The sequence below is a fragment of the Holdemania filiformis genome (assembly GCF_003459085.1).
GTDB classification, from domain to species: Bacteria; Bacillota_I; Bacilli_A; order Erysipelotrichales; family Erysipelotrichaceae; genus Holdemania; species Holdemania filiformis.
In genome coordinates this window covers 1-7543 of the sequence record NZ_QRUP01000038.1, presented here as the reverse complement: position 1 = coordinate 7543, position 7543 = coordinate 1, and the positions used below count along the sequence as shown (strand labels likewise).

The following is a 7543-nucleotide window of genomic DNA, read 5'->3' as shown; positions in this document are numbered from 1 at the left end:
TCGAAGTTACGCATTTTTTTATTTTTTCCTATCCCTTATCTGTCACAGCCTCTCTTTATTGTTTTAAAACGGGTTCATCTGTTGTATAATTAAAACACTTTGAGGTGAGAACTATGAAACAGCTGGAAGTTAAAAATCTGAGCTTTTCCTATGACGAATCGACGCATGCCGTGCGTCATGTTTCCTTCGCTATTGAGAAAGGCAGCTATACAACGATTATCGGTCACAACGGCAGCGGCAAGTCGACCATTGCCAAACTGTTGATCGGCCTGTTGGAAAAAGACGAGGGCGAGATCCTGATTGATGATCTGCCTTTGAATGAGGAAAACCTGATGGAAATCCGCAGCCGTGTCGGGATTGTGTTCCAGAATCCGGATAACCAGTTCATCGGTTCTACCGTGCGGGACGACATCGCGTTCGGCTTGGAAAATCATTGCGTTGAACAGTCGAAAATGGATGCGATCATCACGGAATTTGCGGAAAAAGTCAACATGAGCGAATACCTGGAAAGTGAACCGACCCGGTTATCGGGCGGTCAGAAGCAGCGTGTCGCCATCGCCGGTGTGCTGGCAATGGCACCGGAAATGATCATTTTTGACGAGTCAACAAGTATGCTTGATCCGCAGGGCAAGGATGAAATCAACCGCGTGATCCGTCAGCTCCATGAAGAAACGCAGCTGACAATCATCTCGATTACCCACGACATTGAAGAAGTGGCCAAGAGCGATCATGTGCTGGTCATGGATCAGGGCGAGATTAAGATGGAAGGCACGCCGGATGAGATCCTGCTGCGGGATAAAGAACTGATCCGCCTGCATCTGGATATTCCGTTCAGCATTAAGCTGCAGCAGCAGTTAAAGAAAAACGGCTTGACCATGAAGCCGGAAATTACGATTGAAGGGCTGGTGAATCAACTGTGTCAATTCGATTTGAAAAATTAAGCTATACATATTCCAGCGGCACGCCGTTTGCCTATGCTGCATTGAAAGACGTCGATCTGGAAATTGAGGAAGGCAAGGTTACGGCGATCATTGGCAAAACCGGCAGCGGCAAGACGACGCTGGTGCAGCATCTCAACGCGCTGCTGCTTCCGACTGCCGGGAAGCTTGAAATTCTGGGAAGAACGATCAGCGCTCAGCAGAAACCGGAACATCTGAAAAGTCTGCGCAAAGACGTCGGTCTTGTATTTCAGTTTCCGGAATATCAGTTATTTGAAGAAACGATTCTGAAGGACATTGCATTCGGTCCGAAAAACTTCGGCGCCAGTGAGGAAGAAGCAGTTCGCCGGGCTCGCGAGGTTATCCGGGTTGTCGGCTTGGACGAAACGATGCTGGAACGCTCTCCATTGGATCTGTCAGGCGGTCAGAAACGCCGCGTTGCGATTGCCGGTATTCTGGCGATGGATCCGCAGGTGCTGGTGCTGGACGAACCGACAGCGGGCTTAGATCCGCAGGGGGCTCAGTCAATGATGCAGCTGTTTATGAATCTCAACAAGCAGATGAAGAAAACTGTACTGATCGTAACGCATGATATGGAGCATGTTCTCAATTACTGCGATAACGTTGTCGTTGTGGATAACGGCCAGATCCTGCAGAAAACGTCGGTTCATGAATTCTTCCGCAAAACCGACCTGTTAAAGCAATTAAATATCCTGCCGCCGGCGATCATCCGCACCCGCGAGATGCTGAATCAGCGTGGCTTTCACCTGTCTGAGGAGATTATGGACATTCCCTCCCTGGCGAAGGAAATCCTGCGGGAGGTGAAGCTGAAATGAATAACTTTGCGTTAGGCAAATACATGCCGCTGAATTCTCCGATTCACCGCATGGATCCGCGGGCTAAAATCATGGCGATGCTGATCGTGCTGATCGCGATCTTTTTCCCGGCTGGATTCTTAGGCTATGCGATCATCGCCGCCTGCGCTGTCGCCGTTGTACTGATCGCCAAACTGAGTCTGAACTTTGTCTGGCGGTCGATGAAGCCGATGTTGTTCATGCTGCTGTTTTTGCTGATTGTCAACATTCTTGTGCTGCGCACCGGCGCGCCGTTAGTCACAATATTTGGCTTCACGATTTACAGCGACGCGGTGTTTCAAACGTTATACATCGCAATCCGGTTAATGTTGATGATCGTCATCACGACGGTATTAACCGCCACGACGAAACCGCTGGATCTGACGCTGGGCATTGAAGATCTGCTGCAGCCGTTTCAGCGTTTCCATCTGCCCTCCCATGAAATCGCGATGATGATCTCCATTGCGCTGCGCTTCATTCCGACGTTGATTGAAGAAACGCAGCGGATCATGCGCGCTCAGGCCAGCCGCGGCGTCGATCTGAAGGAAGGCAAGCTGAAAGAAAAGATCATGGCTGTGCTGTCCTTGATCGTGCCGTTGTTTGTGTCGGCGTTTCAGCGGGCGGAGGAGCTGGCAAACGCCATGGAAGCCCGCGGATATTGCCCGGGACGGACGCGGACGCGATATAAGATCTTAAAGATGGAAGGCCGGGATTATCTGCTGCTGGCAGGATCTGCAGCGCTGCTGGGAACGATGCTTGTTCTCTGGCTGGCATGAAGCAGCGGTTCAAGGCGGTCGTCAGCTACGATGGCTTTGATTATGCCGGTTGGCAGATCCAGCCGGCCGAGCGCGGAGCGACGATTCAACAGACAATTCAGGACGCGATCAGCGTCATTTGTCAGCAGCCCGTGTCCATCACGGGCTCCGGTAGAACGGATGCCCAGGTCCATGCCTGGGGACAGGTTTTCCACTTTGACGTCGATTTCTCACTCAACGCTTTCCAATGGAAGCGGGCAATCAACGGCCATCTGCCGAAAGATATCCACATCCGTTCGATCGAGGCTGTCGATTCGCGTTTTCATGCCCGTTTTGACGCCATTGGAAAACGGTATGAATATCGGATACAGCTGGGAGAGGCAAACGTATTTACCCGCCGTTATGCCTTTCAGTCACCCTGGACGTTAAATGTTCAGGCGATGCGCGAAGGCGCGGCTTATCTGATTGGCGAGCATGATTTTTCTTCCTTCTGCGCAAATTCCCGGGCTGAAATGCCGGATCAGGTGCGGACGATTACCCGCCTGGAGCTGGCTGAGGAAAATGATCAGCTGCGCCTGATTTTTGAAGGCAGCGGGTTTCTGCGGTATATGGTGCGAATGATGACTGGCACGTTGATTGAAGTGGGACGCGGACGGCTGGCGCCGCAGGATGTGCAGTGGATGCTGCAGGCTCAGGATAAACAGATCTGTCACTTCAATGCGAAACCGCAGGGGCTGACCTTAGTTGAAGTCTATTATCCAGCAGCCGCGGCGGAGGCTCCGTCGGACGATTCTGCCTTAAATAGGAAACAAAAAGAAAAATAGAAGGTAAACAAAAAAACTGACTCCAACGATCAGTTTTTTTTCATTCTTCGATATTCGATCGGTTTAGCTGAATCAGTCGCAAACAAAAATTGAAAACTTCTTAAACAAGATTTTCCAGCTTCGCTTTGATCTGGAGGAACATTGACTCTTCTTCACTGGCCTCGATGACGCTGATCATCGCGGGAAAATAATCACGCCGCAGCGGATTCACCAGTAACATCTTGACCTCGCACAGCTGCTGCAGCGGCAGTGCCAGATCACAGGCAGATCCAAATAAAATAAAACCAATTCCAGAGTTTTCCACAAACGGCGAAGCTTTCAGCGCGGTATAATGCTGCTGAGCCTGCGCCAGTGCGGTTTCAGGAATTCCCGTAGGAATGTGCGTAAAACTAATCTTCTTGATGTTCAGCAGCTCCTCCATTAAAACGATCGGCTGCTCGCTGAAATATAAAATATGTCTGTGTTCAGAAAGTTCCATAGTTATCACCTGACTTTAGTATGGACGAAATGAATTCTTTCTATACTCTAGTTGACATATAATATTATACAATCTATAATATTATACAAGGAGGAGATACCATGACATTTCAGATTGGTTCGGTCCTGCTGGATGCGTGTGTTTTAGCGATTCTGGCGAAAGAGGATACATATGGCTATCGTCTGACCCAACAGATCAAGGAAACGCTGGGGGTCTCGGAATCAACCTTGTATCCGGTCTTGAGAAGGCTTCAGAAAGAAGAATTATTAGAAACCTACGATGTTGCGGTGATGGGGCGAAACCGGAGGTATTACCGGCTGACGGACGAGGGTCTGGAGAAAAACAAGGAATATAAGCGGGAGTGGGTGTATTTTTCCCGAAAGATAACGACGATTTTAGAGGGAGGAAATTTTAATGACTAGACAGATTTATCTGCATCGGCTGAAAGAAGCGCTGGAAGGCCTGCCGCGTGAAGAACAGGAAAGCGCGATGCGGTATTGCGAGGAATATTTTGATGAGGCAGGCGAAGATCAATTTGAGCAGGCTGTTCATGATCTGGGATCGCCGGAGGAGTTTGCGAAGGGGATCCGCAGCAGTTATAACAGCCGGATTAACGCTGATCAGCAGGAACCTAAGAAATGGCCGTGGCCGCTGATTCTGTGCCTGGCGCTGGTTGCCAGTCCGATTTGGGTGCCATTGGCGATCGTACTCGTTATTTTGGTGATCATTTTTGGATTCCTTCTGTTTTTGCCGTTTATGGTCATTCTTCTTCTGTTGTTCTTATTCTTTGGACTGGCTGGATCGTTGTTGGTAACGGCCGTCAGAATGATTTTTGTTTCCTGGGCTTCAGCCGGACTGGCTTTGGGCGGAATGCTGATCTGCGCGGCGTTGTTTCTGGTCTGCTTATGCGGCTTGATCGCTCTGGTTAAAAAGGTTTGGCCGTGGGCCAAGGTGAAGGCGCAGGAAGGTGTGGAATGGATTCAGGAAAGGAGGAATCAGGCATGAAGACAGTCTTGAAAATTGCGGCAGGCATGGGCGCGGCCGGATTGATTCTGATCTTAACGATCTCGCTGATCACCGGGAAAACGTCCTTAACCTCGCAGGATTTGGGAATTGACGTCGATCAGCTGGAAAACGGCGTCGGCATCCGTGTCGGCGATCATTGGATGGGCATGGGACAGGGGCACATGAACCGGCAGCATCACGACGAGGATGAGGATTATGAAACCCATAACTGGCATGGTATGGGCATGGGATATGGCGATGGAAATTATCAGACGTACGACGAAACTTTTTCCGATATCACAGGCATCGATGTCGAAAGTGATTTGGGCGATGTTACGCTGATGCGCAACGATGGGCCTCAGACCCGGGTGGAAATCAATTACCGGAATTGCCAGAGTATCAAAACGAAGGTGGAAAAAGGAATTCTGAAAGTGGAATTGGAACATCCGGATCATATCAACACCTGCAATCTGAGTCATGATCACAGCTGGATCACCATTTATGTCGGCAGCGGAGTAACACTGGCTAATTCTGAATTGGAGCTGGCCCTGGGTGATTTAATTGTTGAAGATCTGGACTTTGTGGATTCTGAATTTGAGATGGCGCTGGGGGATGTGGATTTCACCGGGACGCTGCACGGCCGGTGCAAGTTTGACGTCGCGCTGGGCGATGTGAGAATGGCGCTGAACGGAAGCCGCTCAGATTATCGGATTGAAGCGGAGAATGCGATGGGCAGTCTGGGAATCGACGGCGCATACTATGATCAGAAGATGGCAAATTCCTGGAAGGATACTTCAGGAACGCATCATTTGAAAGTGGAGAATGCCATGGGGGATACGGATATCCAGTTCCGTTAACCTTCAAATACTGAAACGGATAGGAAAGCGGCAAAACAGCCGCTTTTCATGTTTTACGGTGAAATGGCACACGGAGAGCTGTGGAAATCCGGGAAATAGGGAAAAGTGTGAAAATAAACGGTAAAAAGGCTAAAAAACAGTTGACGAAAAGGGGCTGGGAGTTTAGAATAATACTCGGCAACTTATGCCAAATGTAGCCCCGGAAACTACACTTGGTTAGGAGGAATTAAATTATGCGCCAGACAACTATGGCAAAACCAAATGAAGTTGTACGTCAGTGGTACGTCGTTGACGGACAAGGATTAACACTGGGACGGCTTGCGAGCGAAGTCGCAACGGTTCTGCGTGGAAAGCACAAACCTACTTATACACCAAATGTTGACTGCGGTGATTATGTCATCGTGATCAATGCTGACAAGATCGAAATCACAGGCGATCAGGATAACAAGAAGAGCTACTTCAGCCATTCTATGTATCCAGGTGGACTGCGTGTCCGCACAACGCGCGTGATGCGGGAACAGTATACGGTTGAATGGGTCGAAAAGGCCATCAAGGGTATGCTTCCGCACACCAAGTTAGGCGACGTTATGCGTACGCATCTGTTCGTTTACACGGGCAGCGAGCATCCGCATCAGGCTCAGAAACCTGTTGAGCTGAAAATCAAGGGTTAGTAAGGAGAAAGACTAATGGCAGCGAAAAAGAAATCAAACGTAACATACATCGGCACAGGCCGTCGTAAAACAGCTGTTGCCCGCGTCTTCATGACCCCGGGCACAGGTGCAATGAGCATCAATGGAAAGACTTTGGAGGAATACCTGCCGGAAGAAACTCTGCGCATGGTTGTCCGTTCCCCGTTGGAACTGACAGAAACTCTGGGTCAGTTCGACATCAAGATCAACGTCTGCGGCGGTGGATTCACCGGCCAGGCAGGCGCTATGCGTCATGGTATCGCACGGGCACTGCTGGAAGCTTCCAGCGATTACCGTCCGAAGCTGAAGGCTGCGGGTTTCCTGACTCGTGACAGCCGCGCTAAGGAACGTAAGAAATACGGCTTAAAGGCCGCTCGTAGAGCTCCGCAGTTCAGCAAGCGTTAATTGCTGTTTCGTAATCAAGCGAAAGCAAGCTTGCGAAAGTGCAGTCAAAACTTTGACTCAAAACGGGAGTGTCAGCCTGAAATTTCAGGTTGGCACTTTTTTTGTATTCTAAGAATTTCGATGCGTCAGAGGCAAAAAGAAAATGAAAAGTGTGAAAGTAAAGCAATTTAGCTTGCTGTCATGCAATATTTGTGACTGTGCAAAGCGCAGTAATGGAGGTAAGAATGAAGCGAACTCAAATGCGTTGATGTGAGATCACGTTTATTGTATAATTAACTCATTAGAGATGATGGGCATCTCTGAAAGCGAGGTCTTCTTCATGAAAACGATAACGTATTCTGACCGGATCTATTACAATGAATTGCTTCCTGAAGAAGCTCAGGCTATTCGCCAGGATATCCTTCTATATCATTCGATCCTTCATACTACTTATCATTTATTGACTTTAAAAGCCCGGGGAATTCCTTTCTCATTTGAAGAATCGCTTCATAAAGAGCTGAAGCGCCGGTATCACACGAATGATTATTTTCCTCTGGCAGCGCTATGGGAGGCTCAGCATCAATTGAAAGCGGACTTTGAAAACCATGAGCGTAAGAAGAAAATGTTCAAGGCAAAATTGAAAAACATAGAGAAGAAAATTCGGAAAACAGAGAAGGAAATCCAGCGGTTGGATAAACGGTTAGCGCAGCTTAAGCAGAAAACAAAACAAGGCAAACAAACCCAAGAAGATTATCTTGA

At 48.9% G+C, this 7543-nt stretch carries 11 protein-coding genes; 10 read left to right on the top strand and 1 reads right to left on the bottom strand.

Going from position 1 to position 7543, the window contains the following annotated elements; genetic code table 11:
- Positions 1-113 precede the first annotated feature (113 nt).
- From DWY25_RS17495 to truA, 4 genes are read left to right on the top strand one after another with little or no spacing between them, the layout of a single operon-like run.
- Positions 114-941, top strand: coding sequence for an energy-coupling factor transporter ATPase (locus tag DWY25_RS17495; RefSeq protein WP_006059545.1), 828 nt, complete (start codon positions 114-116; stop codon positions 939-941).
- A complete protein-coding gene (locus DWY25_RS17490) occupies positions 917-1774 on the top strand; it encodes an energy-coupling factor transporter ATPase (RefSeq protein WP_117896406.1) in 858 nt (285 codons plus the stop codon). Before DWY25_RS17495 ends, DWY25_RS17490 begins: the two co-directional genes overlap by 25 nt.
- Positions 1771-2568, top strand: a complete 798-nt coding sequence (locus tag DWY25_RS17485) for an energy-coupling factor transporter transmembrane component T family protein (protein WP_117896404.1) — start codon at positions 1771-1773, stop codon at positions 2566-2568. Before DWY25_RS17490 ends, DWY25_RS17485 begins: the two co-directional genes overlap by 4 nt.
- Positions 2565-3371: a tRNA pseudouridine(38-40) synthase TruA gene (truA, locus tag DWY25_RS17480; protein WP_117896402.1), complete on the top strand. Its 807-nt coding sequence runs from the start codon at positions 2565-2567 to the stop codon at positions 3369-3371. The genes DWY25_RS17485 and truA overlap by 4 nt, the downstream gene beginning before the upstream one ends.
- 100 nt (positions 3372-3471) lie before the next feature.
- Here truA and DWY25_RS17475 read toward each other — a convergent pair whose 3' ends face one another.
- Entirely contained in the window at positions 3472-3849 is a 378-nt protein-coding gene (locus DWY25_RS17475; RefSeq protein WP_117896400.1) for a hypothetical protein, read from the bottom strand.
- 101 nt (positions 3850-3950) lie between these two features.
- Between DWY25_RS17475 and DWY25_RS17470 the strand changes: the two genes are divergently transcribed.
- The 6 genes from DWY25_RS17470 to DWY25_RS17445 all read left to right on the top strand — a co-directional run.
- Entirely contained in the window at positions 3951-4271 is a 321-nt protein-coding gene (locus DWY25_RS17470) for a PadR family transcriptional regulator (protein WP_117896397.1), read from the top strand.
- Positions 4264-4854, top strand: a complete 591-nt coding sequence (locus DWY25_RS17465) for a DUF1700 domain-containing protein (protein WP_117896395.1) — start codon at positions 4264-4266, stop codon at positions 4852-4854. The genes DWY25_RS17470 and DWY25_RS17465 overlap by 8 nt, the downstream gene beginning before the upstream one ends.
- On the top strand, positions 4851-5711 hold the full coding sequence (locus tag DWY25_RS17460; RefSeq protein ID WP_181981897.1) for a DUF4097 family beta strand repeat-containing protein: 861 nt from the start codon (positions 4851-4853) through the stop codon (positions 5709-5711). Before DWY25_RS17465 ends, DWY25_RS17460 begins: the two co-directional genes overlap by 4 nt.
- A gap of 233 nt (positions 5712-5944) precedes the next feature.
- On the top strand, positions 5945-6382 hold the full coding sequence (gene rplM / locus DWY25_RS17455; protein WP_117896391.1) for a 50S ribosomal protein L13: 438 nt from the start codon (positions 5945-5947) through the stop codon (positions 6380-6382).
- Positions 6383-6397: 15 nt separating this feature from the next.
- Positions 6398-6805 carry a 30S ribosomal protein S9 gene (gene rpsI, locus DWY25_RS17450; RefSeq protein ID WP_006059536.1) on the top strand — a complete coding sequence of 136 codons (408 nt, stop codon included), beginning with the start codon at positions 6398-6400 and terminating at the stop codon, positions 6803-6805.
- A 319-nt stretch (positions 6806-7124) separates the two neighbouring features.
- The coding region (locus DWY25_RS17445) for a hypothetical protein (RefSeq protein WP_147336721.1) at positions 7125-7543 on the top strand (419 nt) is incomplete at its 3' end.

Bases quoted from the DNA above. Each gene is read 5' to 3' on its own strand.
- DWY25_RS17495 (WP_006059545.1), top strand. From the start codon at position 114: ATGAAACAGCTGGAAGTTAAAAATCTGAGCTTTTCCTATGACGAATCG.
- DWY25_RS17475 (WP_117896400.1), bottom strand. From the start codon at position 3,849: ATGGAACTTTCTGAACACAGACATATTTTATATTTCAGCGAGCAGCCG.
- DWY25_RS17485 (WP_117896404.1), top strand. From the start codon at position 1,771: ATGAATAACTTTGCGTTAGGCAAATACATGCCGCTGAATTCTCCGATT.
- rpsI (WP_006059536.1), top strand. From the start codon at position 6,398: ATGGCAGCGAAAAAGAAATCAAACGTAACATACATCGGCACAGGCCGT.
- DWY25_RS17460 (WP_181981897.1), top strand. From the start codon at position 4,851: ATGAAGACAGTCTTGAAAATTGCGGCAGGCATGGGCGCGGCCGGATTG.
- DWY25_RS17465 (WP_117896395.1), top strand. From the start codon at position 4,264: ATGACTAGACAGATTTATCTGCATCGGCTGAAAGAAGCGCTGGAAGGC.
- rplM (WP_117896391.1), top strand. From the start codon at position 5,945: ATGCGCCAGACAACTATGGCAAAACCAAATGAAGTTGTACGTCAGTGG.
- DWY25_RS17470 (WP_117896397.1), top strand. From the start codon at position 3,951: ATGACATTTCAGATTGGTTCGGTCCTGCTGGATGCGTGTGTTTTAGCG.
- truA (WP_117896402.1), top strand. From the start codon at position 2,565: ATGAAGCAGCGGTTCAAGGCGGTCGTCAGCTACGATGGCTTTGATTAT.